The sequence below is a fragment of the Streptomyces sp. NPDC028298 genome, assembly GCF_055565895.1.
Window position 1 is genome coordinate 208,173 of the sequence record NZ_JBVHTL010000009.1, and the last position, 26,197, is coordinate 234,369.

Annotated in this window: 23 protein-coding genes; 6 read left to right on the plus strand and 17 right to left on the minus strand. The window is 71.4% G+C overall.

Annotated elements, in window-relative coordinates:
- Positions 1-144 precede the first annotated feature (144 nt).
- Together ACZ4TO_RS33765 and ACZ4TO_RS33770 are read left to right on the plus strand one after the other, a co-directional pair.
- Entirely contained in the window at positions 145-1,695 is a 1,551-nt protein-coding gene (locus ACZ4TO_RS33765; protein ID WP_468026212.1) for an amino acid permease, read from the plus strand.
- A 4-nt stretch (positions 1,696-1,699) separates the two neighbouring features.
- The gene (locus ACZ4TO_RS33770) at positions 1,700-2,659 is read left to right on the plus strand and encodes an RluA family pseudouridine synthase (RefSeq protein WP_468026213.1); all 960 of its coding nucleotides are present in this window, start codon (positions 1,700-1,702) and stop codon (positions 2,657-2,659) included.
- On the opposite strand, the gene ACZ4TO_RS33775 is transcribed toward ACZ4TO_RS33770, so the two are convergent.
- From ACZ4TO_RS33775 to ACZ4TO_RS33800, 6 genes are all read right to left on the minus strand, one after another.
- A complete protein-coding gene (locus ACZ4TO_RS33775) occupies positions 2,653-4,140 on the minus strand; it encodes a cytochrome P450 (RefSeq protein ID WP_385042552.1) in 1,488 nt (495 codons plus the stop codon). The two genes, ACZ4TO_RS33770 and ACZ4TO_RS33775, sit on opposite strands and share 7 nt — an antisense overlap.
- A 75-nt stretch (positions 4,141-4,215) precedes the next feature.
- Entirely contained in the window at positions 4,216-4,836 is a 621-nt protein-coding gene (locus ACZ4TO_RS33780; RefSeq protein WP_468026214.1) for a GTP-binding protein, read from the minus strand.
- Positions 4,817-5,272: a DUF742 domain-containing protein gene (locus tag ACZ4TO_RS33785; RefSeq protein ID WP_468026215.1), complete on the minus strand. Its 456-nt coding sequence runs from the start codon at positions 5,270-5,272 to the stop codon at positions 4,817-4,819. The genes ACZ4TO_RS33780 and ACZ4TO_RS33785 overlap by 20 nt, the downstream gene beginning before the upstream one ends.
- On the minus strand, positions 5,269-5,676 hold the full coding sequence (locus ACZ4TO_RS33790) for a roadblock/LC7 domain-containing protein (protein WP_382789139.1): 408 nt from the start codon (positions 5,674-5,676) through the stop codon (positions 5,269-5,271). Before ACZ4TO_RS33790 ends, ACZ4TO_RS33785 begins: the two co-directional genes overlap by 4 nt.
- Positions 5,673-7,259, minus strand: a complete 1,587-nt coding sequence (locus ACZ4TO_RS33795) for a sensor histidine kinase (RefSeq protein WP_468026216.1) — start codon at positions 7,257-7,259, stop codon at positions 5,673-5,675. The genes ACZ4TO_RS33790 and ACZ4TO_RS33795 overlap by 4 nt, the downstream gene beginning before the upstream one ends.
- A 345-nt stretch (positions 7,260-7,604) precedes the next feature.
- Positions 7,605-8,231, minus strand: a complete 627-nt coding sequence (locus tag ACZ4TO_RS33800; RefSeq protein WP_355770996.1) for a TetR/AcrR family transcriptional regulator — start codon at positions 8,229-8,231, stop codon at positions 7,605-7,607.
- A 213-nt stretch (positions 8,232-8,444) separates the two neighbouring features.
- On the opposite strand from ACZ4TO_RS33800, the gene ACZ4TO_RS33805 reads away from it, so the two are divergent.
- From ACZ4TO_RS33805 to atzF, 4 genes are all read left to right on the plus strand, one after another.
- Positions 8,445-9,269 carry an urea amidolyase associated protein UAAP1 gene (locus ACZ4TO_RS33805; RefSeq protein WP_385042555.1) on the plus strand — a complete coding sequence of 275 codons (825 nt, stop codon included), beginning with the start codon at positions 8,445-8,447 and terminating at the stop codon, positions 9,267-9,269.
- Positions 9,266-9,865, plus strand: coding sequence for an urea amidolyase associated protein UAAP2 (locus ACZ4TO_RS33810; RefSeq protein ID WP_468026217.1), 600 nt, complete (start codon positions 9,266-9,268; stop codon positions 9,863-9,865). The genes ACZ4TO_RS33805 and ACZ4TO_RS33810 overlap by 4 nt, the downstream gene beginning before the upstream one ends.
- Entirely contained in the window at positions 9,862-13,389 is a 3,528-nt protein-coding gene (locus ACZ4TO_RS33815) for a 5-oxoprolinase/urea amidolyase family protein (RefSeq protein ID WP_468026218.1), read from the plus strand. Before ACZ4TO_RS33810 ends, ACZ4TO_RS33815 begins: the two co-directional genes overlap by 4 nt.
- 91 nt (positions 13,390-13,480) lie before the next feature.
- On the plus strand, positions 13,481-15,145 hold the full coding sequence (gene atzF / locus ACZ4TO_RS33820; protein ID WP_468026219.1) for an allophanate hydrolase: 1,665 nt from the start codon (positions 13,481-13,483) through the stop codon (positions 15,143-15,145).
- A 43-nt stretch (positions 15,146-15,188) separates the two neighbouring features.
- Here atzF and ACZ4TO_RS33825 read toward each other — a convergent pair whose 3' ends face one another.
- The 11 genes from ACZ4TO_RS33825 to pafA form a co-directional block, all read right to left on the minus strand.
- A complete protein-coding gene (locus ACZ4TO_RS33825) occupies positions 15,189-18,050 on the minus strand; it encodes a DEAD/DEAH box helicase (protein ID WP_382789156.1) in 2,862 nt (953 codons plus the stop codon).
- Between the two features lie 40 nt (positions 18,051-18,090).
- The gene (locus tag ACZ4TO_RS33830; protein ID WP_385042559.1) at positions 18,091-18,981 is read right to left on the minus strand and encodes a diacylglycerol kinase; all 891 of its coding nucleotides are present in this window, start codon (positions 18,979-18,981) and stop codon (positions 18,091-18,093) included.
- 29 nt (positions 18,982-19,010) lie between these two features.
- Positions 19,011-19,961: a twin-arginine translocase subunit TatC gene (gene tatC / locus ACZ4TO_RS33835; RefSeq protein WP_382789162.1), complete on the minus strand. Its 951-nt coding sequence runs from the start codon at positions 19,959-19,961 to the stop codon at positions 19,011-19,013.
- A 47-nt stretch (positions 19,962-20,008) separates the two neighbouring features.
- Positions 20,009-20,293 (minus strand): Sec-independent protein translocase subunit TatA, encoded by a 285-nt coding sequence (gene tatA, locus ACZ4TO_RS33840; protein ID WP_382789164.1) that lies wholly within the window; start codon positions 20,291-20,293, stop codon positions 20,009-20,011.
- Positions 20,294-20,530: 237 nt separating this feature from the next.
- Positions 20,531-20,725: a hypothetical protein gene (locus ACZ4TO_RS33845; protein WP_382789167.1), complete on the minus strand. Its 195-nt coding sequence runs from the start codon at positions 20,723-20,725 to the stop codon at positions 20,531-20,533.
- Positions 20,726-20,735: 10 nt separating this feature from the next.
- Positions 20,736-20,996 (minus strand): hypothetical protein, encoded by a 261-nt coding sequence (locus tag ACZ4TO_RS33850; RefSeq protein ID WP_103553753.1) that lies wholly within the window; start codon positions 20,994-20,996, stop codon positions 20,736-20,738.
- Between the two features lie 140 nt (positions 20,997-21,136).
- Positions 21,137-22,159 (minus strand): helix-turn-helix transcriptional regulator, encoded by a 1,023-nt coding sequence (locus ACZ4TO_RS33855; protein ID WP_382789170.1) that lies wholly within the window; start codon positions 22,157-22,159, stop codon positions 21,137-21,139.
- Positions 22,160-22,174: 15 nt separating this feature from the next.
- Positions 22,175-23,128, minus strand: a complete 954-nt coding sequence (locus tag ACZ4TO_RS33860) for a helix-turn-helix transcriptional regulator (RefSeq protein WP_382789173.1) — start codon at positions 23,126-23,128, stop codon at positions 22,175-22,177.
- 133 nt (positions 23,129-23,261) lie between these two features.
- Positions 23,262-23,633 (minus strand): FKBP-type peptidyl-prolyl cis-trans isomerase, encoded by a 372-nt coding sequence (locus tag ACZ4TO_RS33865; RefSeq protein ID WP_382789176.1) that lies wholly within the window; start codon positions 23,631-23,633, stop codon positions 23,262-23,264.
- A gap of 61 nt (positions 23,634-23,694) precedes the next feature.
- On the minus strand, positions 23,695-24,702 hold the full coding sequence (locus ACZ4TO_RS33870) for an FKBP-type peptidyl-prolyl cis-trans isomerase (protein WP_382789179.1): 1,008 nt from the start codon (positions 24,700-24,702) through the stop codon (positions 23,695-23,697).
- A 128-nt stretch (positions 24,703-24,830) separates the two neighbouring features.
- Entirely contained in the window at positions 24,831-26,192 is a 1,362-nt protein-coding gene (gene pafA / locus ACZ4TO_RS33875; protein ID WP_019066118.1) for a Pup--protein ligase, read from the minus strand.
- Between the last annotated feature and the right edge of the window lie 5 nt (positions 26,193-26,197).

Consider the following 26,197-nt stretch of genomic DNA (forward strand, 5'->3'; position numbering starts at 1 on the left):
CGGCGGCGGAGGCGTGAGGGATTGGGTCCGTCGTCGATACGGGCGCGTCACGCGGGGGAAACAGGGGCTCCCTAATTTCTGTCACCCGACAGGAATCCTGTTCGCCCTTCCCGCTCACCCTTCGCGCCGAAGGCAGGTGCCGCCGTGACCACCACAGCCCCCTCCGACGTACGGCCCGATCCGCCCGCTTCGCCCGACGACCGCTCCCTGACCGAGTTCGGCTACCGCCAGGAACTGCACCGCAGCCTCGGCCGGTACGCCTCGTTCGCCGCCGGGTTCTCCTTCATCTCCGTCCTCACCACGGTCTTCCAGTTCTTCGCCTTCGGATACTCCTTCGGCGGCCCGGTCTTCTTCTGGACCTGGCCGGCCGTGTTCGCCGGACAGCTCGCCGTCGCCGCCTGCTTCGCGGAACTCGCCGCGCGCTATCCGATCTCCGGCGCGATCTACCAGTGGTCCTCGCGCCTGTCGAACCCCTCCTTCGGCTGGTTCGCCGGCTGGATCATGGTGATCGGACAGATCGTCGTGGTCGCCGCGGCGGCGCTCGCGCTGCAGATGGTCCTGCCCGCGATCTGGCCGGGATTCCAGCTCATCGGCGACGACCCGGCCCCGACCAGCCCCGACGGCGCCGCCAACGCGGCCGTCCTGGGCGCCGTCCTGCTCGTCCTGACCACGCTGGTCAACGTCCTCGACAACCGGGTGATGTCCGCGGTCAACCGGATCGGCGTCACCGCCGAGATCATCGGCGCGGTCCTGATCATCGTGCTGCTGTTCACCCACTCCGAGCGCTCCCCCGGCATCACCTTCCACACCGGCAGCGGCGGCACCGGCCTGTTCGGGGCGCTGATGGTGGGTTCGTTCATGGCCGCGTACGTCATGATCGGCTTCGACAGCGCCGGAGAGATGAGCGAGGAGACCCACCACCCGAGGCGTACCGCTCCCCGAACGATCCTCACCGCGCTCGGCGCGGCCGGACTGCTCGGCGGGCTGATCGTGCTCGGCGGGCTGCTCGCCGCCCCGAGCCTGACCGACGGCCGGCTCGGCGTCGACGGACTGAGCTACGTCCTGACCAGCAGTCTCGGCGACGGGGTCGGCCGGGCGCTGCTCGCCGACGTCGTGGTGGCCATCGCGGTGGCGACCCTCGCGATCCAGACCGCCGCCGGCCGCATGCTCTTCTCGATGGCCCGCGACGGCCGCCTCCCCTTCTCCGCCCGGCTCGCGAAGGTCGACGCGCGCACCGGCATGCCGGTCGCGCCCGCCCTGGTCGTCGGCGCCCTCGCGACGGCCCTGCTGCTCCTGAACTTCGCCTCCCCGGACGCGTTCCTGGCGATCGGGACCACCTGCATCGTGATGCTGTACCTCGCCTACGCGATGGTCACCGGCCCTCTGCTGGTGCGCCGGCTGCGCGGGCGCTTCACGGCGGAGGGCACCGACGAGACGGGCGCCCCGCTCTTCTCGCTGGGCCGCTGGGGCGTCCCCGTCAACGCGCTCGCCCTCGCCTACGGGCTCTTCATGGCGGTCAACCTGGCGTGGCCGCGGGCCGCGGTGTACGACCCGGCGGGCGGGCACTGGTACTTCCGCTGGTTCACCCTGCTGTTCCTCGGCGTGACGCTGGTGGTGGGCACCGCCTACCGGGCGTTCGAGGCGCGGTCGGCGAAGGCAGCGGCGCCCGAGGCCGCCGAGGCCTCGTACGCTTGACCGGGTGAGACGCAAGCCCCGGATCCCGCCCGCTCCCCTCCCGCAGCGCCACGGGGTCGACCCCGTGCGGATCAGACTGCCGCGCGAGGGGAGCTGGGCCACGGCGCGGGCATATCTGGTGGAACGGCTCGCGGCGGGCGACGGGGTCATCGACGCGATGATCGGCGAGGGGCTGATCGTCCTCGCGGACGGACGGCCGCTGACGGCCGAGGAGTCCTACGCCCCGGGGCTGTTCCTGTGGTTCCACCGAGAACTGCCGCACGAGGAGCGGGTGCCGTTCCCGCTCGACGTCGTGTACCGCGACGAGCACATCGTGGTCGCCGACAAACCGCACTTCCTGGCCACCACACCACGTGGCAGCCATGTCGCCGAGACCGCCCTCGCCCGGCTGCGCCGGGAGCTGGAACTGCCGGAACTGGGCGCGGCGCACCGGCTCGACCGGCTGACCGCGGGGCTCGTGCTGTTCACCGTACGGCCCCAGGAGCGCGGCGCGTACCAGTCGCTGTTCCGCGACCGGCTGGTCGGCAAGGAGTACGAGGCCGTGGCGCCGTACGACACCGCTCTGGGCCTGCCGCGCACGGTCAGCAGCCGCATCCTCAAGGAGCGCGGGGTGATGGCCGCCCAGGAGGTGGCGGGCGAGCCGAACGCGGTCACCGGGATCGACCTCGTCGAGCACCGCGACGGTCTCGGGCGGTACCGGCTGACACCGCGCACCGGACAGACCCATCAGCTCCGGGTGCACATGAGCGCGTTGGGCGTACCGATCCTGGGCGACCCGCTGTACCCGGTGGTGACCGGGCCGGTGCCGGCCGGTGACTTCCGGCGTCCGCTGCAACTGCTGGCGCGGGCGCTGGAGTTCACCGATCCGGTCACCGGCCGGGCCCATCGGTTCGTCAGCGGGCGGACGCTGGAGGCGTGGACCGCGTACGACACCTGGTCGGGCCGGAACACCGACGATCAGTAACCGCGCCACCAGCGCAGGAGCCGCTGCCAGGCGCCGGGCCGGGCGGCGGGCGCGGGAGCGGACGGGGCCTGCTCGGGGGCCTTGGGCAGCGGTGCGGGCGCGACCGGCGCGGCGGCGTCCTCGGTGGTCACCTGCCAGGCGGCCCGCGGGGTGGGCAGGGCGCGCACGGACGGCCGCTGGGTGACCTCCTGTGTCGGCTTGGGCTCGAAGCGCACGGGCAGATCGACGAGGTGGCGCGAGGACATGGTGCTGCGCCAGCGCAGTTCACTCTCGTCGCAGTCGAGTTCGACGTCGGGCAGGCGCAACAGCAGGGCGTCGACGCCGACATCGGCGATGGCACGGCCGATGTCCTGTCCCGGGCACTCGTGCGGACCGCCGCCGAAGGCGAGGTGGGAGCGGTTGCCCTGCATGCTCGCGGCCAGGTCGGGACGGATGCGGGGGTCGACGTTGCCGGGCGCGATCCCGAAGAGCAGTCCGTCGCCCTTGCGGATGCGCTGGCCGCCCAGCTCGGTCTCCTGCTTGGCGAAGTAGCCGAGGACGGCGCTGAACGGCGGCTCGTTCCACAGGGACTGCTCGACCGCCTCGGGCACGGTCATCTGCCCGCCGTTGAGCTGGGCGCGGAAGCGCGGGTCGGTGAGCAGCATGCGCAGCACGTTGGCGATGAGGTTGGCGGTGGCCTCGTAGGCGGCGAGCAGGACGAGCCGCAGATGCTGGGCCACCTCGTCGTCGGTGAGCCGGGCCGGGTGGTTGATGAGGTGGCTGGTGAAGTCGTCCTCGGGCTCGGCGCGGCGCCGCAGCGTGTGCTGGGTCAGCACGCCCATGACGTACTCGTTGCTGGCGATGGCGGTGTCGGTGCCCTTGAGCAGGTCACGGGTGGCGTGCACCATGCGGTCGTTGTAGTCCTCGGGCATGCCGATGATCTCGCAGAGCACGGACATCGGCAGATGCTCGGCGAACTGCCCGACCAGATCGGCCTTGCCGAGCGGGCAGAACGCGTTGACCAGGCGCTGGGTCGCGCGGTTGATGTAGCGGCGCAGGCTGCGGAAGTCGATGGTGGACATGGCGCCGGTGACGGCGCCGCGCAGTCGGAGGTGTTCGTCGCCCTCGGCGTGGGAGCAGATGGGCTGCCAGGCGATGTGGGGGGCGAGCGGATGGTCCGCTCCCGCCGTGCCGTCCTGGACGGCGGTCCACAGCCGGCTGTCGCGGGCGTAGTGCGCGGGCGTGCTGACCATGTGCAGGTTCTCGGCATGGCCGAGGACCACCCAGATGGGTACGTCGTTGTGCAGCAACACGGGTGCGACGGCGCCGTGTTCGGCCCGCAGCTTCTCGTAGAGCGCGCCCAGGTCCTCCGCCTCGGGCCCGTACAGGCGGCGCAGTCCGCCCGGACCGACGCCGGGGCCCATCGCGTGGGCGGGGCAGCCGGGCGGGGGGCCGAACGCGGGTTCTTCCGTACCGGCCGGGGAATGGGATTCGGTCGTCACAATGATCGCTCCGAAGCTCAAGTACGTTCTGTGGATAGGCAGTTGACGTACGGATGCCGTTTCACCGTACGGCTTTCAGCGGCGCGCCGACGTCGTCGCGAGGGAATGCAGGAAGCGCATCAGGGTCATGAGGGTGTCCCGGCTGGACGCCCTGCGGCGGGCGTCGCAGCGCACGATCGGGATCTCCTCGGCGAGATCGAGCGCGGTCCGAAGGTCCTCGACCGGGTACCGGGGCGCGTCGGGGAAGTCGTTGACCGCGACGACGAACGGCACGCCGCGCTCCTCCAGGCGGCCGATGACGTCGAAGCTGACCTCCAGGCGGCGGGTGTCGATCAGGACGACCGCGCCGAGCGCCCCCTCGAACAGGCCGTTCCACAGGAACCAGAAGCGTTCCTGGCCCGGCGTGCCGAACAGGTAGAGCACGAGCTGGTCCGTGATCGAGATCCGGCCGAAGTCCATGGCCACGGTGGTGGCGGTCTTGGTCTCGGACCCGTAGTTGTCGTCGACGCCGATGCCGGCCTGCGTCATGGTCTCCTCGGTCGTCAGCGGCTTGATCTCGCTGACGGAGCCCACCATGGTCGTCTTGCCGACTCCGAAGCCGCCCACGATCACGATCTTCACCGCCGCCTGCGCGGCGTGCGGGAGGTGGTCCTCGGCGCGAGGGCCCGTGACGGTGTCAGAGCTTTTGAAGTCCATGCATCACCGCTTCGAGGAGGGAACGGTCGGGGAGCGCCTGACGGACGATCGGGGCGCGCGCCTGCACCAGTTCGGCCGCCAGCAGCTCGGTGAGCAGGACGGTCACCACGCTGAACGGCAGATTGAGATAGGCCGAGATCTCGGCCACGGACAGGGGGGTTCTGCACAGCCGCAGCAGCGCCGACTGCTCCGGCTGGGTCGCGGGCGGCGGGGTGACCGGACGGGCGACGACCAGCGTGACCAGGTCGACCTCGGCCCGGTCGCCGCCCTCACCGCCGCCGGTCAGGACGTACAGGCGTTCCGGAGCCTTCGGTTCGCCCTGGCCCTCCTCCCCCTCCCCCGCGGTGCCGTCCGGGCCCGTGAGGGGGGTGGGGGGCGCGGGGGGTTCGGGGGGCCGCTCCCTGGGCTGGCGCCGTCGGCGTTGCGGAGGGCTCATACGGTCTGCCCGTTGCGGCGCGGCGGACTGGTGAGATGGGCGCCGATGCGGACGACGAGGTCGCGCATGCGGTTGCTCATCAGCCCGGGTTCCGCGGTCTGGTTGGCGAGGACGGCGAGGTAGGCGTTGGCTCCCGCCGACATCAGGTAGAAGTAGCCGCCGTTGATCTCGATGATGACCATCCGCATCCGGCCGTCGCTCTTGGGGATCTCGCTCGCGACGGCTCCCGCGAGGCTCTGCAGGCCCGCGCAGGCCGCGGCGACCCGGTCGGCCGCGTCCGGGTCGCCGCCGTAGCGGGCGATGCGCAGTCCGTCGGCGGAGAGCACCACGATCTGCTGGATGCCGGGCACCCCGTCGGCGAGTTCCTTGAGCATCCAGTCGAAGTTGGCTCGCTGCTGGATCACTTGAGGTCCCCCTCGTCGTCGGCCTGGGCCGGGCCCGGCCGGCTGTCCGTGCTGAATGCGGTCGGGTCCGGGTCACCCTTGAGCCCGTTCATGAACGCCTCGACCCACAGTCCCGGTTCGGGCTCCGTCTCCTGCGGCGCGGGGTCGGGCTGCCAGGAGGCGGCGGCCTCCGCGGCCTCCGCGGCCTCCTGTTCCGCGCGGGCCTCGGCGTACCGCTGGCTGAGCGGGACCTTCATGCGGCTGCGGCGCTGCGGCAGACCGTTCGGCGTCCACTCCGTGACGACCGGGACGTCGTCCTCGAGGGGGTCGCCGCTGGACGAGGGGATGCGGGGGCCGGTGGTCGGCTTGCGCTTCTTGGGTTTGCGCGCGGGGCCCTCGACGCCGCCGTTGTCGATGCCGGCCACGGAGCTGGCCCCGATGCCGTGCGCGAGTCCGGGGGCGAAGTCGGTGGTGAGCATGGCACGCGGTGCGACGAGGACGGCGCGGACACCGCCGTACGCGGACTGCCGCAGCGAGATCTGCATGTTGTACATCTGCGCGAGTCGTCCGACGACGGCCATCCCGAGCCGGGGCGCCTGGCCCATGGTGTTCGGGTCGACGCCCGCCGCGGCCAGCCGGAGCATCTCCTCGATCTTGCCGCGGGCCTCGTCGCTGAGGCTGACGCCGCCGTCCTCGATCTCGATGGCGATGCCGGTCTGCACCTCGATCGCGGTGACGTGCACCTTGGTGTGGGGCGGTGAGTACCGGGTGGCGTTGTCCAGGAGCTCGGCCAGGGCGTGGATGAGCGGTTCGACGGAGACGCCGTTGACGGCGATGTCGACGATGTTGTGCAGCTCGATGCGCCGGTACTCCAGGATGCGTGACATCGCGCCGCGCAGGACGCTGAACAGCGGTACGGGTTCGGGCCACTGGCGTCCGGGGCGGCCGCCGCCGAGCACGGCGATGGAGTCGGCGAGCCGGCCGATCAGCGCGGTGCCGTGGTCGATGCGCAGCAGGTCGTCGAAGACCTCTGGGTTGCGCCCGTGGTCCTCCTCCATCTCGCGGAGTTCGTTGTTCTGCTGGTGGACGATGGCCTGGACGCGCCGGGCGATGTTGACGAAGGAGCGCTGGGCCGCGTCGCGCATCGACTCCTCGGCGTCGATGACCTTGAGCAGCTTCTTCAGCAGGTCCTTCCGGGACGCGGGGATCTCGCCGAACTCCGGGTGGTCGCGGCCCAGGGTGCGCATGACCTCCGACGGGGAGATCCCTTCGTGCAGCCGGTCGATCGCGTACGGCAGGACTTCCCTGGTGAAGTGCACGATCTCCTGATCGTGCGCGGCGAGGCGCTGTTCCAGGGAGGCGGTGCGGCGCGCGAAGTCGGCCCGCAGTTCACGGGCGACGCGGCCGCGACGGACGGCTTCGCCGCCGATCGCGATGACCAGCAGCGTGGCGAAGCCGCCGCACAGGGCCACCGCGCCCCGGGCCGGCTCGGTCACGACGGCGACGGCGGCGCCGGTCGCCACCGCCATCAGCACCGCCGGCAGCAACAGCACGCGCGCGTAGGGAAGTTCACTGTCACCGGGAGGCGATTGAACACTCACCATGTATGCCCTCTGAGACAAGTCGGCTGGGGGTGGGGGAGGTTTGTGGGGGAATCGGCATAGATCGGCATGGGTCAAACCAGATCTTCGGAACTTTTGGGAACAAGCGCACGAATAAGCCTCAACTCGGTGCGCCGCGGGCGAGCTTAGTCCGACCGGATCAACGCTGTGTCATATTCAGCAAGCACCTGAAACCGCCCATAAGACTGGAGTACCCTCAGCCCCATTTACACGCTGTGCCCCCGTTCGCACACGCTGCGTGAGGACGCACGGGCATGCGAACGGTGTGGCCACGAGTGGGTGAGGCGGTGAGGCGGTGAGGCGGTGAGGCGGTGAGGCGGTGAGGGATCAGACCCCGGCGATGCGCAGCGCCGCGTCCGCCGTGGCCTCGGCGAAGGCGGACACCGGGCGCTGCGGATCGGAGCGGTGCACGAGGATGACGCCCTCGATCAGCCCGAACAGCAGATCCGTCCGCAGATCGAGCTCACTCTTGGCCAGCGCGCCTCCGGCCGCGGTGGCGGCGAGCAACTGGCGGTAGGTGTCCTTGAGTTCGGCCCGCACGGCATGGAAGCCGGCGAAGCGTTCGGTGCGCACCTCGGGCAGCAGATAGAGACCGCCGAGATTGTGCGGCCCCCCGCAGAGCACCTCCACGTCGGTACGGCACAGCTCCCACAGCCGGCCCTCCGCGGACGCCGTGTCGTCGGCGAGGAGCTCACGGGCGTACGCCAGGGAGGGGGTGACCGTGGACTCCAGGAGCTCGGCGAGCAACTCCTCCTTGCCGGTGACGTAGTGATACATGGACGCCTGGCGCATGCCAGCCCGCTCGGCGACGGCCCGGGTGGTGGTGGCCGCGTATCCGCGCGTCGTGAACAACTCGGCGGCCGCGTCCAGCAGTTCGGCGCGCGGCGACAGCCCGCTGTCCGGCCGCTGCGCGGCCCGGGGCCTGCCGACCCTGCGTCCGCCACCCGTTCCCATGTGTTCGATCCTCGCACACCCGACGCGCCCCGGGCGGGGCGCCGCGAGGCGCACGGCGGACACCGGGCCGCGGCGCGCGCGGCCCCTCGGCGGCGGCGCGGCCCCCGTGAGGGACAGGTAACCGCCCGGCAACACACGGGACACGGCCGCGACCCACCCCGCGCCTAATTTCTGTCGCGCGACAGAAATGACCGAGGAGCCGGAGGACCCGCGATGGCGACAGCGACCACGCACGGAGCACGCGATCACGCCCGCGCCCAGCAGGGAACCCGCGCCGAGGCGATGCCCGTGGTCCCCGCGCACGACTGGCCGGCCCCGCCGCCCGAGGCGGGCCCGCTCGTGTGGGCCGAGACCGTGGCGGGCGGCAACTACACGCACAAGGTGCTGGCCCGGGGCACCGAACTGCGCCTGACCGACCTGGCCGGCGACGCCTGCGCCCACCTTCTGCTGTACGTCGCGGACCGGCCGTGGGAGCGCCTGAACGTCGCCGACACCGTCAAGGTCCAGTGGAACGCCTACCTGGGCGCGGGGCGGCTGCTCCTCTCCGACCAGGGCCGGGTGCTCGCGTCCCTGGTCGCCGACACCTCCGGCCGGCACGACGCCCTGTGCGGCACCTCCACGCTCGTACGCAACACCGAGCGCTACGGGGACGGGACCCCGCAGTCCGCGTCCCCGGCCGGCCGCGAGCTGTTCAAGCTGGCCGCCGCCAAGAACGGGCTCACGCCCCGCGATCTGCCGCCCTCACTCTCCCTCTTCCAGGGGGTGGCGATAGGCGACGACGGCTCGGTCGATTTCACCGGCTCGGCCGGACCCGGCGCCGCCGTCACCCTGCGCGCCGAGCAGGACGTCACCGTGCTGATCGCGAACGTGCCGCACCCGGCCGACCCGCGCCCCGCCTACACGAGCACCCCCCTGGAGGTGCTGGCCTGGCGCGCCCGGCCGACCGCGGCGGGCGACCCGCTGTGGGAGGCCACCCCCGAGGGCCGCCGCGCCTTCCTCAACACCGCCGAATTCCTTGCCACGAGGGGGCTCGCATGACACACGCCACCGTCCCGGCCCGCGCCGCCTGGTCCGCGCTCCTGCGCGCCGGCCAGACGCTCACCGTCACCGACCTGCACGGCAACCAGGCCGTCGACTTCCTCGTGTACGACGCCGCGGACACCGCCGTCCGCTACAGCGCGCCCGACACCCTCCAGGCCCAGGGGAACATCTTCCTGACCACGGGCAGTGTGCTGATGTCGAACGAGCACACCCCGCTGATGACCGTCACCGAGGACGAGGTCGGCCGGCACGACACGGTCGGCGGCGCCTGCTCCAAGGAGTCGAACACCCTGCGCTACGGGCACCACACCTGGGTCCAGCACGCCTGCGTGGACAACTTCCTCGCGGAGGGCTCCCGCCACGGCCTCGGCAAGCGCGACCTCGTGTCGAACATCAACTGGTACATGAACGTGCCCGTCGAGAAGGACGGCACCCTCGGCATCGTCGACGGCCTCTCCGCCCCGGGGCGCAGGCTGACCCTGCGCGCCGACCGCGACGTGATCGTGCTCGTCTCCAACTGCCCCCAGATCAACAACCCGTGCAACGGCTTCGAGCCGACCGCGGTCGCGATGACGATCGGGGACTCCGCATGAGCTTCGACACCCTCCTGGTCGCCAACCGCGGCGAGATAGCCGTCCGCATCATCCGCACGGCCCGCGAACTGGGCCTGCGCACCGTCGCCGTGTACTCCGACGCCGACCGCGCCGCACCCCATGTCCGCCTCGCCGACCAGGCCGTACGCCTCGGCCCCGCCCCCGCCAAGGAGTCCTACCTCGACGCGGACCTGGTCCTGAAGGCCGCCAAGGACACCGGGGCCGAGGCCGTCCACCCCGGATACGGCTTCCTGTCCGAGGACGCGGCGTTCGCCCGCCGCTGCGAGGACGCCGGGATCGTGTTCGTCGGGCCCACGCCGGAGCAGCTCGAACTGTTCGGCGCCAAGCACACGGCGCGGGCCGCGGCCGAGGCCGCCGGGGTACCACTGGCACCGGGCACGGGACTGCTCCCCGGCCTGCCCGAGGCCCTGGCGGCGGCCGCCCGCATCGGCTACCCCGTCATGCTCAAGGCCACCGGCGGTGGCGGGGGAATCGGTATGTCGGCATGTCGGTCCGCCGGGGAACTGTCGGAGGCCTGGGACCGGGTGCAGCGCGTCGCGGCGGCCTCCTTCTCCTCGGCCGGGGTGTTCCTGGAACGCCTGGTGGAGCACGCCCGCCATGTCGAGGTGCAGGTCTTCGGCGACGGCCGGGGCCGTGTCGTCACCTTCGGCGACCGCGACTGCTCGCTCCAGCGCCGCAACCAGAAGGTCCTGGAGGAGGCACCCGCTCCCGGCCTGCCCGCCCCCGTCCGCGACCGGCTCGCCTCCGCCGCCCGCGAGTTGTGCGCCTCGGTCGGCTACCGCTCGGCCGGAACCGTCGAGTTCGTCTACGACGCCGCCCGCGAGGAGGCCTACTTCCTGGAGGTCAACACCCGCCTCCAGGTCGAACACCCGGTCACCGAGGAGATCTACGGCGTCGACCTGGTCGCCTGGATGCTGCGGCTGGCCCGGGGCGAGTCCGACGTCGTACGGGAACCGGGCGCACCGCGCGGACACGCCGTCGAGGCCCGGCTGTACGCCGAGGACCCCTCGCGCGAACACCGCCCCAGCGCGGGCCTGTTGACCCGGGTGGCGTTCCCCGGCGGGGTCCGCGTCGACGGCTGGGTCGAGACCGGCACCGAGGTGACCACCTCCTACGACCCGATGCTCGCGAAGGTCATCGCGTACGGGGCGGACCGGGCCGAGGCCCTGGAACGCCTCGACGAGGCACTGGCCGCGACCCGCGTGGACGGCATCGAGACCAACCTCGGCCTGGTGCGGGCCGCGCTCGCCGAACCGGCCTTCCGGGAGGCGGAGCACTCCACCGCCACGCTCGCCGGAGTGAGCGACCCCACCCCACGTGTCGAGGTCGTGTCCGGCGGCACGCTCACCACCGTGCAGGACTGGCCCGGCCGCACCGGCTACTGGCAGGTCGGGGTGCCGCCGTGCGGACCGATGGACGACCTCTCCTTCCGGCTCGGCAACCGCGCCCTCGGCAACCCCGAGGGCGCGCCCGGACTCGAATGCACCTTGCAGGGACCGGCGTTGAGGTTCACCCACGCCACGACGGTCTGCGTCACGGGCGCACCCGCGCCGGTGACCGTGGACGGGTCGCCCGCCCCCCAGTGGGAGCCGGTGACCGTCCCGGCCGGAGCGGTGCTGGAGGTGGGGGCGCCCACCGGCCACGGTCTGCGCACCTACGTCCTGTTCGCGGGCGGCGGCCTGGATGTGCCCGCCTTCCTCGGCAGCGCCGCCACGTTCACCCTCGGCCGGTTCGGCGGCCACGGCGGCCGGACCCTGCGGACCGGTGACATCCTGCACGGCGGCACGGTCACCGGACGCGGGACACCCGTGCCGCCCGCCGAACGTCCCGGCTTCACCGCCGCGTGGCGGATCGGGGCCCTCGAAGGACCGCACGCCGCGCCGGAGTTCTTCACCGAGGACGACATCCACGACTTCTACGCCGCCGACTGGAAGGTCCACTTCAACTCGGCCCGCACCGGAGTGCGGCTCGTCGGCCCCAAGCCCCGCTGGGCCCGCACCGACGGCGGCGAGGCCGGCCTGCACCCCTCCAACATCCACGACACCCCCTACTCGGTCGGGGCCGTCGACTACACCGGCGACATGCCGGTGCTGCTCGGCCCGGACGGCCCCTCCCTGGGCGGCTTCGTGTGCCCGGCGACCGTCGTCAGCACGGAACGCTGGAAGCTCGGCCAGCTCCGCCCCGGAGACACCGTGCGCTTCGCGCCGCTGGCCGACGACGGCTCCGCGCGGCCCGCGATCGTCGACGGCGGGGTGCTCGCCCGGGACGGCGACGTGACGTACCGCCGCAGCGGCGACGACAACCTGCTCGTCGAATTCGGCCCCATGCAACTGGACCTCGCGCTGCGGATGCGGGTCCACGCGCTGATGGAGGCGGTCGCGGCGGCCGGTCTCGACGGTGTCACCGATCTGACCCCGGGCATCCGCTCGCTCCAGATCCAGACCGACCCGCGCCGGCTCCCCCAGCGCGAACTCCTGGACACCGTACGGCGCACCGTTCGCGCCCTCCCCCCGAGCGACCGGCTCGTCGTCCCCTCCCGCACCGTCCATCTCCCGCTGTCCTGGGACGACCCGGCCACGCGCGAGGCCATCGCCCGCTACATGGCCGGCGTCCGCGACGACGCCCCCTGGTGCCCGTGGAACATCGAGTTCATCCGCCGCGTCAACGGCCTGGACTCCGTGGACGACGTGTACCGCACCGTCTTCGACGCCGAGTACCTCGTCCTCGGCCTCGGCGACGTCTACCTCGGTGCCCCTGTCGCCACCCCGCTCGACCCCCGGCACCGCCTGGTCACCACGAAGTACAACCCCGCCCGCACCTGGACCGCCGAGAACTCGGTCGGGATCGGCGGCGCCTACCTGTGCGTCTACGGCATGGAGGGCCCCGGCGGCTACCAGTTCGTCGGCCGTACGACCCAGGTGTGGTCGCCCTGGCAGCAGCGCGGCGCGTTCGAGCAGGGCTCGCCCTGGCTGCTGCGCTTCTTCGACCGGATCAAGTGGTACCCGGTGGAGGCCGACGAACTCCTCGAACTGCGGGCCGACATCATCTCCGGCCGCTTCGTGCCGCGCGTCGAGGAGGGCACCTTCTCGCTCGCCGCGTACGAGGCCTTCCTCGCCGAGAACGCCGGGTCCATCGCGGAGTTCCGGTCCCGGCAGGGCGACGCGTTCTCCGCCGAGCGGGACGCCTGGGAGGCGGCGGGCGAGTTCACGCGTGCCGAGGCGGCGCGGAGCGCCCCCGCGCCGGCCGTCGAGGTGAGCGTCCCGGCGGGCGGCCGGCTGATCGAGGCCGAGTTCGCCGCGTCGGTGTGGCAGCTCAACGTGGCCCCGGGCGAACAGGTCACGGCGGGGCAGCCGCTGCTCGCGCTGGAGGCGATGAAGATGGAATCACGGGTCCCCGCGCCGATCGACGGCGTGGTCCAGCGGATCCTCACCCGCCCGGGCGCCCAGGTGGAGGCGGGCACGGCCCTGCTCGTGCTCGCGCCCCCGGAACCGTCGGCCCCCTGACCGCCGGCCCCGCCCGATCGCCCCCTGACCGCCGGCCCCGCCCGATCGCCCCCTCTCCGCCCGCTCACGACCTCCGTCACCAGGAGCTGCGATGTCCGTCCTCACCCGAGTCCGCCTGGCGTACGCCCGTATCGAGGCCCTGGACCGCCCCGAGATCTGGATCGACCTGCGCCCCCGGGCGGAGGCCGAGCGCGAGGCCCGTGCCGTGGACGAGCGGGTCGCCGCCGGAGAGCGCCTCCCGCTCGCCGGCCGGCTCCTCGCCGTGAAGGGCAACATCGACGTGGCCGGCCTGCCCACCACCGCCGGCTGCCCGGCCTACGCCTACACCCCCGAGGCCGACGCCCCCGCGGTCGCCCGCCTCCGGGCGGCCGGAGCCCTCGTGCTCGGCACCACCAACATGGACCAGTTCGCCACCGGCCTGGTCGGCACCCGCTCCCCGTACGGCGCCGTCCGGGGAGCCCTGGACCCGGAAAGGATCAGCGGCGGCTCCAGCTCGGGATCGGCCGTGGCGGTGGCCCTCGGCATCGCCGACCTCGCGCTCGGCACGGACACCGCCGGCTCGGGCCGCGTGCCCGCCGCCTTCAACGGCGTCGTCGGCCTCAAGCCGACCCGCGGCCTGGTGCCGGCCACCGGCGTCGTCCCGGCCTGCGCCTCCCTGGACTGCGTGACCGTGTTCGCCCGCACCCTCCCGGAGGCCGAGCAGGCCCTCGCCCACCTCACGTCCCCCTCCGGACGCGAACTGCCGCCCCTGGCACAGCGCGCGCCCGGCCCGTGGCGCGTCGCCGTCCCGCCGACGGCACAGCTCGGCGAACTGGACGAGGGCTGGGCGGAGGCCTACGAGGCGGCGGTGCGCGCGCTCGTCGCGGCGGGTGCGGACGTGCGCACCCTCGACCTCGCCCCGTTCACCGAGGCCGCCGCGATGCTCTACGAGGGCGCGTTCGTCGCCGAGCGCTACACCGCGGTGGGGAGCTTTGTCGACAAGCAGATCTCCGAGGGGGGTGCCGGGCTCGACCCGACCGTCGCCGGGATCATCACCCGCGCGCGGGACGTCCCGGCCCACCAGCTCTACGCGGACCAGGAGCGGCTGGCCTCCCTGCGCGCCCGTGCCCTGGCGGAACTGGCCGACGCCGACGCGCTGCTCCTGCCGACCGCCCCCGGCCATCCCACCCTCGCCGAGGTCGCCGCCGACCCCCTGGGCGCCAACGCCCGTCTGGGCCGCTTCACCAACTCGACGAACCTGTTCGACCTGGCGGCGGTCGCCGTCCCGGCCGGTCGGACACCCGCGGGACATCCCTTCGGGGTGATGCTGATCGGCCCGGCGTTCACCGACGAACGCCTCGCCCGGATCGCCCGCCTCCTGGAACCGCCGACCCGCCTCGCCGTGGTGGGAGCGCATCTGTCCGGCCTGCCGCTGAACCCGCAGTTGCTCTCCCTGGGCGCCCGCCTGGAACGTACGACGACCACCGCCGCCGTCTACCGTCTGCACGCCCTGGCGACCACTCCGCCCAAGCCGGGACTCGTCCATGTCGGCGCGGGCGGCGCCGCCGTCGAGGCCGAGGTGTGGAGCCTGCCCGCCGACGGCCTGGGACGGCTGCTGGCCACGCTCCCCCGCCCGATGGCCCTGGGCAGCGTCGAACTCGCCGATGGCACGCACGTACCCGGCTTCCTCTGCGAACCGGGCGCGCTGGACGGCGCGCCGGACATCACCCGCCACGGCGGCTGGCGCGCCTACCTGGACGGCCGGCAGGCCCGCTGACCGCACCCCGCCGCGACGGGCGCGGGGTGCGGACCGCCGTCGGTCAGCCGACCGACGAGTAGGCCACGACCCCGCGCAGCAGGGCCTCGACCGCCTTGCGGGCGTTCTTCGCGACCGTCGACCTCTCGCCGCCCGAGACGGGCGCCGCGGCCGCGATCTGGCCGAGGACGTCGATGACCTGCTTGCACCAGCGCACGAAGTCACCGGCGGGCATCTCGGCCTCGCGCAGCACCTCGTCCAGGCCCTTGCCGGACGCCCACTCGTGGGCGGCCCAGGCGAAGCCGAGGTCCGGCTCGCGCTGGCCCACGCCCTCCGTCTGGTTGATCCGGAAGTCCTCCTCCAGCGCGTCCAGCCGGCCCCAGATGCGCACCATCTCACCCAGGGCGGCCTTGGCCTTGCCGGACGGCACCTTCGGCGCCATCGCGTCGTCGGCGACCCGGGACTCGTACACCAACGCCGATACACAGGCGGCCAGTTCGGCCGGGGAGAGCCCGTCCCAGACGCCGGCGCGCAGGCATTCGCTGGCCAGCAGGTCGAGTTCGCCGTACAGCCGGGCGAGCCGCTTGCCGTGCTCGGTGACCTCGTCGCCGCGCAGATAGTCCAGCTCGGTGAGCAGGGCCACGATCCGGTCGAAGGTACGGGCGATGGTGTTCGTCCGGCCCTCGATACGGCGCTCGAGCTGAGAGGTGTCGCGCTTGAGCCGGTGATACCGCTCGGCCCAACGGGCGTGGTCCTCGCGGTCGTTGCAGCCGTGGCAGGGGTGCGCGCGGATCGCCGTGCGCAGCCGGGCGATCTCACGGTCGTCGGCGGCCTCGGAGCGCCGCTTGCGGTGCCGGTCCGGGACGATGTGCCCCGCCTTCGTGCGCAGCGCCGAGGCGAGGTCTCTGCGGGACTGCGGCGAACGGGGGTTGAAGGACTTGGGGATCCGCATCCGGTCGAGCGCCTCGACCGGCACCGGGAAGTCCATCGACGCCAGCCGCTTCACCTGGCGCTCGGCGGTGAGCACCAACGGACGCGGCCCGTCGTGCTGCTCGAACCCGCGGTGGCCGTTCGACCGGCCCGCGGGCAGCCCGGGATCGAGCACCAGCGCCAGTCCCGCGTACTTGCCGGTCGGCACATGGATGACGTCACCCGGCTTGAGCTTCTCCAGGGCGACGGCCGCCTCGGCACGGCGCTCGGACATCCCCTGCCGCGCCAGCTCGGTCTCACGGTCCTTCAGTTCGCGGCGCAGCCCCATGTACGCGTCGAAGTCCCCGAGATGGCAGGTCATCGACTCCTTGTAGCCTTCGAGGCCCTCCTCGTTGCGCTGCACCTGCCGGGAGATCCCGACGACCGACTTGTCGGCCTGGAACTGCGCGAACGACGTCTCCAGCAGCTCGCGCGAGCGGTGCCGGCCGAACTGCTCGACCAGGTTCACCGCCATGTTGTACGAGGGCTTGAAGCTGGAGCGCAGCGGATAGGTGCGGGTGCCCGCGAGTCCCGCGAGGTGCTCGGGGCTGAAGCCGCGCTGCCACAGCACGACCGCGTGACCCTCGACATCGATGCCGCGGCGGCCGGCCCGGCCCGTGAGCTGGGTGTACTCACCGGGGGTGATGTCGGCGTGCTGCTCGCCGTTCCACTTGACGAGCTTTTCCAGCACCACCGAGCGGGCCGGCATGTTGATGCCCAGCGCGAGCGTCTCCGTCGCGAAGACGGCCTTGACGAGGCCGCGCACGAAGAGTTCCTCGACGACCTCCTTGAACGTGGGCAGCATGCCCGCGTGGTGGGCGGCGATGCCGCGCTCCAGACCCTCCAGCCACTCGAAGTAGCCGAGGACGTGCAGGTCCTCGTCCGGGATGGAGGCGGTGCGCTCCTCGACGAGTTCACGCACCCGGGCGCGCGCCGCGTCGTCGTTCAGCCGCAGACCCGCGTACAGGCACTGCTGCACGGCGGCCTCGCAGGCCGCGCGGCTGAAGATGAACGTGATGGCGGGCAGCAGCCCTTCGGCGTCGAGCCGCTCGATGACCTCGGGCCGGCCCGGCGTCCAGATCCGCGAACGCTGTCTGCGCTCACGCTCCCGGTCGGCCTCGCGCATCGCGCGGCCGCGTCTGCGGTCCTGGTACGAGGGACGGCTCGCCTCCATGCGCGCCATGCGCGTGAGGTCGGGGTTGACGGCCTTGCGCTGGCCCTCGCCCTCCTCGAAGAGGTCGTACATCCGCCGCCCGGCCAGCACGTGCTGGAACAGCGGGACGGGCCGGTGCTCGGAGACGATCACCTGGGTGTCGCCGCGCACGGTGTCCAGCCAGTCGCCGAACTCCTCGGCGTTCGACACCGTCGCCGAGAGCGACACCAGGGTCACCGACTCGGGGAGGTGGATGATCACTTCCTCCCAGACGGCGCCACGGAAGCGGTCGGAGAGGTAGTGCACCTCGTCCATCACCACGTAGCCGAGGCCGAGAAGGGTCTGCGAGCCCGCGTACAGCATGTTCCGCAGGACCTCGGTGGTCATGACGACCACCGGTGCCTCGGAGTTGACGCTGTTGTCGCCGGTGAGCAGGCCGACCTTGTCCGCGCCGTAGCGGCGGCACAGGTCGGCGTACTTCTGGTTGGAGAGCGCCTTGATCGGCGTGGTGTAGAAGCACTTCTTGCCCTGCTGGAGGGCGAGGTGGACGGCGAACTCGCCGACGATCGTCTTGCCCGAGCCGGTGGGCGCGGCCACCAGCACACCCTTGCCCGCTTCGAGCGCCTGGCAGGCCTCGATCTGGAAGGGGTCGAGGCCGAAGTCGTACATCTCGCGGAAGGAGGCGAGCGCGGTGGCCTGCTCGGCAGCGCGCCTGCGTGCTGCCGCATACCGCTCGGCCGGTGAGAGGTCCTCTGTCATCGTGCTTTCGAGACTACCGGGAGGCACTGACACAAGGACGATCATTATCCGGATAAGCGGCTGTGAAACCCCGGATCCCCGCAGCTCAGGGAAGTGCGACGCGCACCGCGCCCCGTACGCACTCCGCCGTGAGCGGCAGCGGGCCCAGCGGCTCCCCGTCCGCGTAGCCGGTGACGTCCTCGGCGAGGAGTTCGACCTTGGCCGCCCGCAGCACGCTCACCACGGGATGGCCGACGTGGGTGCCCTTGTAGACGCGGGGGAAGATCTTGAGCAGGGTGGAGCGGGAGCAGTCCCCGACCACCGTGATGTCGAACAGTCCGTCGCCGAGGCTGGCGCCGGGACAGATCCTCATGCCGCCGCCGTACGACGATCCGTTGCCGACGGCCACCAGCGTCGCCTCGGTCTCCAGCGTCTCGCCGCCGTCGAGCGTGATGCGGTACGGGACGGGCCGGAAGGCGGCCAGTTCGGCGACCATGGCGACGTCGTACTTGAAACGGCCCACGGGCAGACGCATCCGGTTCCCGCGGTCGTTGACCCGGGAGTCGAACCCGGAGGCCAGGACGGTTCCGAACCAGGTGCCGTTCACCCGGCCCAGGTCGACCTCGCGCAGCCGCTCGCCCTTCAGCGCCTCGGCGATCATGCGGCCCGCGGCCGCCGGGTCGCCCACGGGCAGGCCGAGGGCCCGCGCGAAGTCGTTGCCGGTGCCGGCGGCGACCAGTCCGAAGGGGGTACGGGTTCCGGCGACGGCCTGGAGGGCCAGGTTCGCCATGCCGTCCCCGCCGACCGCGACGAGCGCGCCGGTGCCGCCGGCGACCGCCTCGCGCGCCCGCGCCAGGGCGTCCGCCGGGTCCTCGCCCTGGACCGTCTCGACGGAGAATCCCGCGGCACGCAAAGCCGAAGCGGCCGGAAGCGCCGCGCGGGCGCCCCGGCCGCGGCCCGCGGTGGGGTTGACTATGAGGGTGATCTCGCTGGTCACAGGGTGACCCTACGAGGTCACGGGCTCCGTCAGGTCACGTCGTCATAACCGTTGACCCGGTCCGTCGTGGCCTGCTCCGGAAGGGTCCGGCGGGGCGGCGACACGCTCTCGACGCCGCCGATGTCCTCAGGGGTGAGGTCGAGCTCGGAGGCCTCGTCGTCGGCGGGACCGGACTCGTCGCGCCGGCGCTTGCGCCGGTCGTTGAGCAGGGAGAAGAGGACCGCGCCGAAGTACAGGATCCAGATCGGCCCGGCGAGCGCGAGCATCGTCAGCGGGTCGGTGCTGGGCGTGGCGACGGCGGCGAAGACCGTGATGCCGATGATCATGCCGCGCCACCAGCCGAGCATGCGCTTGCCGGTGAGGATGCCCGTGAGGTTCAGCATCACCAGCAGCAGGGGCAGCTCGAAGGAGAGACCGAACACGACGACCATGCGCGTGACCAGGTCGAGCAGGTCGTCCAGCGGCAGGAGGTTGTTCACGCCGTCCGGCGTGAACTCCATCAGGACCTTCGCCGTGGTGGGAAGCACCTTGTAGGCGAAGAACGCGCCGCCGAGGAACAGCGGGACGCCGGTGCCGACGAACGCGTACGCGTACTTCTTCTCACTCCTGTGCAGACCCGGGGCGACGAACGCCCAGAGCTGGTAGAGCCAGACCGGCGAGGCGAGCACGACGCCCGCCATCAGGGAGACCTTCAGCGCCAGGGTGAACGGGGCGAGCAGACCGTTGATGGTGATCTGCGCGCACTGGTGGTTCTTGGGCTGCTTCGCCAGTTCGGCGAACGTCTCCGGGCACCCGACGGAGTCGAGGACCGGCTTGGTGAAGAAGTTGATGATGTCGTTGTAGTAGAAGGCCGCGACGACCGTCACGAGGACGATGGCCAGCACCGCCTTCGCGAGCCGGTTGCGGAGCTCGCGAAGATGGTCCGCGAGGGGCATGCGCCCCTCGGGGTCCTTCTCCGTGTTGCGGGCAGACGTGAGCAACCCACATCCTCATCTCATGCGGCGGGCCGGAGGTCACCGGCCCTGCGTCAGCGCTGGGTGGTGTCCGTCGGCTCGTTGACCGGGCGCGAGCTGGTCACGTCGCCGGGGGCCGCCTGGATGGTGCGCTGCGCGGGGGGCTGCTGCTCGTCGGCGGGCGGACCGGCCGGGGCCGGGCTGCTGCCCTCTTCCTTCATCGCCTTGGCCTCGCTCTTGAGGATCCGGGCGGACTTGCCGAGGGAGCGCGCCATGTCCGGAAGCTTCTTCGCGCCGAACAGCAGGATGATGACGACGAGGATGAGAATGATCTCGGGAGCTCCGAGCCTTCCGAACATAAGTCTTTACCTTCTCACCGAGGCTGCATGGTCGGGGTGCTGGCCGATCGATCGGACATGTGTCCGATCATCGTGATGTCAGCGATCGTAACGCTCAGGGGTGAACGCGGGGCAATCCCTGTGCGTACTCCCAGTTCGCGGCCCGCGCCTCATTCTCCGGGCCGCGTCCATGAGCGTACCTGGCCCCCGCACCAAGTCGACAGGCTGGCGTGACGCATTACGCATCCATGGAACGACTCATACCGTATCCATGGAGCGTGCCGCCGCGACGGTGGCCCTTTCCAGGTCCTCGGAGGCGGTGCTGATACGGCGCGCGGAATCGGCCACCTGGCGGCCCAGACGCTCCGCTTCCAGGAAGACACGGACGGCGAGGATCCCGAGCACGGTGATTCCCAGGAAACCCGCGGCGATCGCAAACATCGGCCAGAACATGACCTCGACCCTAGAGGGTGGAGTGCAGCCGCAGTGTGCGGACCCCGCCCCCGGTGAGCAGTTCGACGATGCGTTCCCCCGCCGGCTTGCGGACCGCCGACCCGCACGCGGGGCAGGTGAACGAGTAGAACGTCGTACGGCTGCTGGCGCCGATGGCCAGGCGCAGGGCACCGGGCGTGAGCTCGAAACCGGCCCGGCAGTCGGGGCAGGCGGCCTTGAACATGACCTCGACGACCCTGCGCATCCCGGCGAAGGCGGTCCCCACCGACATCTCCGGCCCGCCCGGGATCGACCCGGCGCGCGCCGCGGAGCCCGCGGCCGACCCGGCACGTCCGGTCCCACCCGCCCGCCGTACGGAACCCGGCTTATCCGGGCCACCCGGCCTTCCCTGCGCACCAGACGTCGGCGTCCTCAAAGCCCCTGCTCCCGCCCCTCGTACGGACTGTCCTGGACCCCGGGCCCGCCGGGACCGTCGTAGGCGGCGAGCGCCTCGCGGGCCGCGCTGCGGGCGCTGTCCGCGAGAGCCTGCGGCGAGACGATCCGGCCGTCACCGCCGAGACGCAGGGCCAGCCGCCGCAGCGAGGCGGGGTCGGGGGTCCGCAAGGTGATACGCAGCCCGCCGTCCGGCAGCTCATCCGCGCTGTCGTGCGGGTAGTACTCGGCGACCCAGCGTCCGCCGGGACCCACCTCGACCACGACCTCCGGATCCTCGGCCGCGGGCTGGACGAGCCCCTCGGACAGGTCCCGCAGCTCGATCTCGGGCGGCGCGGACGGCTCGTCCAGGATGCGGATCTCGGCGACCCGGTCGAGCCGGAAGGTGCGGCGCGCCTCGGAGCGGCGGCACCAGGCCTCCACATAGGTGTGACCGACGCTGACCAGGCGGATCGGGTCGATCTCGCGTTCGCTGAGCTCGTCCCGCGAGGGCGAGTAGTAGCGGATCCACAGCCGGCGCCGCTCCGAGATCGCCCGGTCCACGTCGGCGAAGACGCCGCCCTCGGACTCGAAGGTCACCGACAGCCGGGAGCTGGCACCGGCCGCCTCGCCGGACGCGGCCTCCACCTTCGCGGTGGCCCGCAGCAACGCCTGCCGGTCGCCCTCGCGCAGGCCGGGCAGGGTGGACACCGCGCGGGCGGCCACCAGCAGCGCGGTCGCCTCGTCGGCGGCGATCCGCAGCGGCTCGGCGACGTCGTCCGGGTTGTGCCACCAGATCCGGTCGCCGTCGGTGTCGATGTCGAGCAGATCCCCGCCGCGGAAACTCGTCCCGCACAACGGCAGCACGTCGAGGTCGGAGATCAGCTCGTCCTCGGTGATCCCGAAGGCACGGGCCACGTCACTGACGTGGGCGCCGGGGCGCTCGCGCAGATACGTCACCAGGGACAGCATCCGCCGGGTCTGGTCGATCGCGTTCGTGGGCCTGGCCGGTTTTCCTGCCACTTTCTTACTTTCCCCTCAGCCCTTGGCCACGGCGCGCAGCCGGTCGACCACATCGGCCCGCAGTTCGGCGGGCTCCACGACCACCACGTCCGGCCCGAACTCCACCAGCAAGGCGTCCAGACCGTGCCCGTACGGAATCTCCAACTCGTCCCAGCCCCCGCCCAGTTCCCGCACCGAGACGGCCTTGGCGCGCAGCGGGTAGCCGGCGCCGGACCGCAGCCGGATCAGCGCGGAGCGGTCGGTGATCTCCCCCGCCCAGCCGGCCACCGTCTCGCGCACGGTCACCACGTCCGGGACCTCGGCGGTGTACTTGCCCGCACGGGCGCGGACCTTGCCGGTGATCCGGGAGAGCCTGAAGACGCGTTCGGCGCCGCGGTCGCGGTCCCAGCCCGCGAGATACCAGTGGCCGCGCCAGCACTCCAGGGCCCACGGCTCCACGTGCCGGGTCCCGGGCTGCGCGGCGTTGGCCTTGCGGTAGTCGAAGACGACCGGGCGGCGGTCGCGGCAGGCGAGCATGAGCGGCTCGAAGGCCGCCTCGTGCACGGGGATGTGCGGTTCGAGGGCGCCATGGGATCCGTACGGGTCCACGTCCTCGGGCAGACCCGCGGCGCGCAGCTTCTGGAGCGCGCCGCTAGCGGCCCCGGCGAGGCGGGCCTGCTGCCAGACCTTGGCGGCCAGACCGAGGGCGGCGGCCTCCTCGGCGTCGAGGGTGATCGGCGGCAGGCGGTTGCTGTCGCGGCGGGCGAGATAGCCGACCTCGCCGTCGAGGTTCTCCACCGTCTCGATGACCAGGCCGAGTTCGCGCAGATCGTCCTTGTCCCGCTCGAACATCCGGTTGAAGCTGTCGTCCGATCCGGCTTCCAGATAGGCCTCGATGGACTCGCGGAGTTCCCGCTTGCTGAGCGGCCGCCGCGTCCCGAGCAGACACAGTGCGAGGTTCATCAGCCGCTCGGCCTTGGCAATGGCCATCGACGCCCTTCCTATGGTGCTTCCGACCGATGACCGTACCGCTCCGGAGTGGCGTGGCAAAAGCCGAGGGCCCATGCCCGGACGGGCATGGGCCCCGGATGATCCCATCCGGACCGGATCCGGTCCGCCGTGATCAGACCGCGATCAGGTCGACCACGAAGATCAGCGTCTCACCCGGCTTGATCGCCGGGGTCGGGCTCTGGTTGCCGTAGGCGAGGTGCGCGGGGATGGTCAGCCGGCGACGGCCGCCGACCTTCATGCCCTGCACGCCCTTGTCCCAGCCCTTGATGACACGGCCGCCGCCGAGCGGGAAACGGAACGGCTCGCCCCGGTTCCAGCTCGCGTCGAACTCCTCGCCGGTGCTGAACGACACACCCACGTAGTGCACCGTGACGTTCTGACCCGACTTGGCCTCGGGGCCGTCGCCCTCCCAGATGTCCTTGATCTCAAGGTCCGCCGGCGGCGCGCCCTCGGGGAAATCGATCTCGGGCTTCTCGATGCTCACGTCTTTGCTCCTGCTTTGTGTACGTAAGGACAACACGGACAGTCTTACATCCCCGGAGGGTTTACATCTTCGCCAGGATGTCGACCGAGAACACCAGCGTGGAGTCCTTCTTGATACCGCTGCCGGCCGGCGGGTTGTCGCCGTAGCCCAGAGCCGGCGGAATCACGATGAGGACGCGGCTGCCCACCTTCTTGCCCGTCAGCCCCTGCGCCCAGCCCTTGACGACCTGCTGCAGCGAGAACGACGTGAGCTGACCACGCTTGTACGTCGAGTCGAACTCCTTGCCGCTGTCCCACAGCACACCCTCGTACTGCACCAGGACACTGCTGTCGGCCTTGACCTCGTCGCCGTCGCCCTCGATCACGTAGTTCGCCACGAGCTTCGTCGGAGCGTCCTTCTTCGGCACCGTGATCTTGGGAGCCGAACCGTCCGTGTTCGTGCCGACCGTCGGCAGCGAGGCGTCCTTCTGCGGCACGTCCTTGCCCTTGGCGGAACTCTTCGAGTTGAACGTGTCCTCGATGTCCACCACGAACACCAGCGTGTCCGTGCCCTTGATACCCGCCTGCGCGTTGCCCTCCGAGCCGTAACCCCAGGTCGGCGGCACCGCCATCTCGACCCGGCTGCCGGTCTTCTTGCCGACCAGGCCGTAACGCCAGCCGTCGATGATCCCGCCCTGCGCCAACTGGATCACCAGCGGCGTCCCCCGGTCGTAGGAGTTGTCGAAGACCTTCGCCGTGGCCCAGATCTGACCCAGGTAGTTGGCCTGGATGTAGTCGTTCTCCGCGACCGTCTTGCCGTTCCCCGCGATCACCGTCCGGACCGCGAGATCCTTCGACGGCTCCCCCGTGCCCTTGGCCACCGTCGGCTTCTCACCGAACTTCGTACCGGCCGTGATCGCCGGCAGCGGACCGTCGACGATCTTCGGCGGAGGCGGCGCGGACGCCGCGGCCGAAGCCGAGGGCGACGGGGTCTTGCTGGACTTCGCCGTGTCTGACTTGCCGTCGTCACCGCATCCGGCGAGCGTGACCAGTCCAGCGGGTACGGAGAGAAGGAGTGAGCGTCGGCGCACGGTAGGAGCCTCGTATCGGTCGATCTTGGTGGATGGCGTGCGCGCAACTCTACGACGTGAGAAGGGCGCCGTACGGAAAACGTACGGCGCCCCGCGTTGCGTTCCGCATCCCCCACGGAACTCCCGGCTCACATTCCGGCGATGAGCTTCTCCACCCGATCGTCCACCGAACGGAACGGGTCCTTGCACAACACCGTGCGCTGCGCCTGATCGTTGAGCTTCAGATGCACCCAGTCGACGGTGAAGTCCCGCCGCTGCTCCTGCGCCCGCCGGATGAAGTCACCACGCAGCCGCGCCCTAGTGGTCTGCGGAGGCACCGACTTGCCCTCGAAGATCTTCAAGTCGTTGCAGATCCGCGCGGCTTGCCCCTTCCTCTCCAGCAGGTAGTAGAGGCCGCGACGACGGTGGATGTCGTGGTAGGCGAGGTCTATCTGCGCGACCCGCGGATGCGACATCGTCATGTTGTGCTTCGCCCTGTACCGCTCGATGAGCTGGTACTTCATGACCCAGTCGATCTCCGTGCCGATCCGGTCGAGGTCCTCCGCCTCGATCGAGTCGAGCACGCGGCCCCACAGTTCGAGGACCTGCTCGACGGTCCCGGTGCGGATACCGCGGCGCTCACAGAAGTCCACGGCCTTCTCGTAGTACTCGCGCTGCACCTCCAGCGCTGAGGCCTCACGGCCACTGGCCAGACGCACCTTCCGGCGCCCCGTGATGTCGTGACTGACCTCCCGGATCGCCCGAATGGGGTTCTCCAGCGTCAGGTCACGCATGACGGTGCCCGCCTCGATCATGCGCAGCACGAGATCCGTGGCACCGACCTTGAGGAGCATCGTCGTCTCGGACATGTTCGAGTCGCCGACGATCACATGCAGCCGGCGGTAACGCTCGGCGTCCGCGTGCGGCTCGTCACGCGTGTTGATGATGGGCCGGGACCGCGTCGTCGCGGAACTGACGCCCTCCCAGATGTGCTCGGCCCGCTGGCTGACGCAGTACACCGCACCACGCGGAGTCTGCAGCACCTTGCCCGCGCCGCACAGCAACTGCCGCGTGACGAGGAACGGGATGAGAATGTCCGCGAGCCGGGAGAACTCCCCGTGCCGGGCCACCAGATAGTTCTCGTGGCATCCGTAGGAGTTGCCCGCCGAGTCGGTGTTGTTCTTGAAAAGATAGACGTCGCCCGCGATCCCTTCCTCGTGCAGGCGCCGTTCGGCATCCACCAGGAGACCTTCGAGAATGCGCTCGCCGGCCTTGTCGTGGGTGACGAGCTCCGTCACGTTGTCACACTCGGGTGTCGCGTATTCCGGATGTGATCCCACGTCGAGATAAAGGCGGGCACCGTTCCGCAGAAAGACATTGCTGCTGCGGCCCCATGACACGACACGGCGGAAGAGGTACCGCGCCACCTCGTCGGGAGACAGCCGGCGCTGTCCCCTGAACGTACACGTGACGCCGTACTCGTTCTCCAGCCCGAAAATGCGGCGGTCCATGACTG

Coding starts and splice junctions, on each gene's coding strand:
- ACZ4TO_RS33780 (WP_468026214.1), bottom strand. CDS start 4,836: ATGGACTTCAAAAGCTCTGACACCGTCACGGGCCCTCGCGCCGAGGAC.
- ACZ4TO_RS33785 (WP_468026215.1), bottom strand. CDS start 5,272: ATGAGCCCTCCGCAACGCCGACGGCGCCAGCCCAGGGAGCGGCCCCCC.
- ACZ4TO_RS33795 (WP_468026216.1), bottom strand. CDS start 7,259: ATGGTGAGTGTTCAATCGCCTCCCGGTGACAGTGAACTTCCCTACGCG.
- ACZ4TO_RS33800 (WP_355770996.1), bottom strand. CDS start 8,231: ATGGGAACGGGTGGCGGACGCAGGGTCGGCAGGCCCCGGGCCGCGCAG.
- ACZ4TO_RS33805 (WP_385042555.1), top strand. CDS start 8,445: ATGGCGACAGCGACCACGCACGGAGCACGCGATCACGCCCGCGCCCAG.
- ACZ4TO_RS33810 (WP_468026217.1), top strand. CDS start 9,266: ATGACACACGCCACCGTCCCGGCCCGCGCCGCCTGGTCCGCGCTCCTG.
- ACZ4TO_RS33815 (WP_468026218.1), top strand. CDS start 9,862: ATGAGCTTCGACACCCTCCTGGTCGCCAACCGCGGCGAGATAGCCGTC.
- atzF (WP_468026219.1), top strand. CDS start 13,481: ATGTCCGTCCTCACCCGAGTCCGCCTGGCGTACGCCCGTATCGAGGCC.
- ACZ4TO_RS33825 (WP_382789156.1), bottom strand. CDS start 18,050: ATGATCGTCCTTGTGTCAGTGCCTCCCGGTAGTCTCGAAAGCACGATG.
- tatA (WP_382789164.1), bottom strand. CDS start 20,293: ATGTTCGGAAGGCTCGGAGCTCCCGAGATCATTCTCATCCTCGTCGTC.
- ACZ4TO_RS33845 (WP_382789167.1), bottom strand. CDS start 20,725: ATGTTCTGGCCGATGTTTGCGATCGCCGCGGGTTTCCTGGGAATCACC.
- ACZ4TO_RS33850 (WP_103553753.1), bottom strand. CDS start 20,996: ATGTCGGTGGGGACCGCCTTCGCCGGGATGCGCAGGGTCGTCGAGGTC.
- ACZ4TO_RS33860 (WP_382789173.1), bottom strand. CDS start 23,128: ATGGCCATTGCCAAGGCCGAGCGGCTGATGAACCTCGCACTGTGTCTG.
- pafA (WP_019066118.1), bottom strand. CDS start 26,192: ATGGACCGCCGCATTTTCGGGCTGGAGAACGAGTACGGCGTCACGTGT.